General features: G+C 60.7%; 1 protein-coding gene and 1 pseudogene. One reads left to right on the plus strand and one right to left on the minus strand.

Going from position 1 to position 2,062, the window contains the following annotated elements:
• Window positions 1-58 precede the first annotated feature (58 nt).
• Window positions 59-584: pseudogene (gene yjgA / locus HT737_RS20095) on the minus strand (ribosome biogenesis factor YjgA).
• A gap of 108 nt (window positions 585-692) precedes the next feature.
• Here yjgA and pmbA point away from each other — a divergent pair.
• On the plus strand, window positions 693-2,039 hold the full coding sequence (pmbA, locus tag HT737_RS20100; RefSeq protein WP_374011187.1) for a metalloprotease PmbA: 1,347 nt from the start codon (window positions 693-695) through the stop codon (window positions 2,037-2,039).
• Window positions 2,040-2,062: the final 23 nt, after the last annotated feature.

Below are 2,062 nucleotides of genomic sequence, written 5' to 3' on the forward strand. Positions count from 1 at the left end.
TTTTGTTTTTTACAAGATCAAAAGATCGCACCTGCGGCAGCTCCTACAGGGACGAATCTCAACGCAGACCGCGTTGCGTATCGTCCAGCTCACGGATGTACTTGAAGATCTTGCGGCTGGAAGCAGGAGGTTTGTTGTGTGCAACCTCGTGCTGAGCCTGACGGATCAGCGAACGCAGTTGCTGGCGATCGGCATCGGGGTATTCGACGACGAATTTCTCCAGCACGGCATCGTCACCGGCGATCAGCCGGTCACGCCAGCGTTCGAGGTTGTGGAAACGCTCGTTGTACTGACGGGTGGAGGCATCGAGTTGATCGAGCAGGACCAGAATCGCGTCAGTGTCCTGATCGCGCATCAGTTTGCCGATGAACTGCAGGTGCCGTTTACGCGCGATGTTCGCGGTGTGCTTCGGCGCATCGGCCAGGGCCCGGCGCAGAGCGTCGGTCAATGGCAGTTTTGCCTGCAAGTCGGGCTTGAGTGTTGTAAGGCGCTCGCCAAGGTCAACCAGAGCATGCAGCTCGCGTTTGACCTGAGATTTGCTTTTTTTCTCCCGTATCGAGGGAGTCGTCGTAAGAATCAACCATGGTGGCAGTCCGCAAAGAAACGCCGCCATGATAACCAGTCGGGGGCCGCTTGTCCGGCCCGGTCGCTCGATGACCCCAGCCGAAAGCAGAATTTGAGTGGAGATGAGCATGAGTGCAGTTCAAAGCGTCGGCCCGCAAGCATTGCCGGCACTGCAGGAACAGGTCGAGCAGATCATCGCCGAAGCCAAGCGTCAGGGCGCCAGTGCCTGCGAAGTCGCGGTGTCGCTGGAGCAGGGTTTGTCGACCTCGGTGCGCCAGCGTGAGGTCGAGACGGTCGAGTTCAATCGCGACCAGGGCTTTGGCATCACCCTGTACGTCGGCCAGCGCAAAGGCTCGGCCAGCACCTCCGCCACCGGGCCGGATGCGATTCGTGAAACCGTTGCTGCCGCACTGGCGATCGCCAAACACACCTCTGAAGACGAAGCCTCGGGCCTCGCCGATGCCGCGTTGATGGCCAGGGAGGTGCAGGATTTCGACCTGTTCCACGAATGGGACATCACCCCGGAGCAGGCGATCGAGAAGGCGTTGCTCTGTGAAGCGGCGGCGTTCGACGCCGATGCGCGAATCAAGAACGCCGACGGCACCACCCTCAGCACCCATCAGGGCTGCCGCGTGTATGGCAACAGCCACGGTTTCATCGGCGGCTACGCGTCGACCCGGCACAGCCTGAGCTGCGTGATGATCGCCGAAGCTGATGGCCAGATGCAGCGCGATTACTGGTATGACGTCAATCGTCAGGGCAGCCTGCTGGCGGATCCGGTGAGCATCGGTCAGCGTGCCGCGCAACGGGCCGCGAGTCGTCTGGGCGCGCGTCCGGTGCCGACCTGCGAAGTGCCGGTGCTGTTTTCCGCTGAGCTGGCGGGCGGGTTGTTCGGCAGCTTCCTGTCGGCGGTGTCTGGCGGCAGTCTGTATCGCAAATCGTCGTTCCTCGAAGGCACGCTGGGGCAGAAGCTGTTTCCGGAATGGCTGACCATCGATGAGCGTCCACATCTGATGCGCGCCATGGGCAGTGCGTCCTACGACGGTGATGGTCTGGCCACCTACGCCAAACCGTTCGTCGAAAAGGGCGAATTGGTGTCGTACATCCTCGGCACGTACTCCGGGCGCAAACTCGGCATGCCAAGCACCGCCAACGCGGGTGGCGTGCATAACCTGTTCGTGACGCATGGGGATGAAGATCAGGCGGCACTGTTGAAACGCATGGGTCGTGGCTTGTTGGTTACCGAATTGATGGGTCATGGCTTGAACATGGTCACCGGCGATTATTCGCGCGGAGCGGCGGGGTTCTGGGTCGAGAACGGCGAAATCCAGTTCGCGGTGCAGGAAGTGACCATCGCCGGCAACATGCGCGACATGTTCAAGCAGATCGTCGCCGTCGGTAATGATTTGGAGCTGCGCAGCAATATTCGCACGGGCTCTGTGTTGATTGAGCGGATGACTGTGGCGGGCAGCTAAAACCCGGCGGTTACAAAAAGGCG

It is taken from the genome of Pseudomonas sp. MD195_PC81_125 (assembly GCF_014060985.1).
Taxonomy (GTDB): Bacteria; Pseudomonadota; Gammaproteobacteria; order Pseudomonadales; family Pseudomonadaceae; genus Aquipseudomonas; species Aquipseudomonas parakoreensis.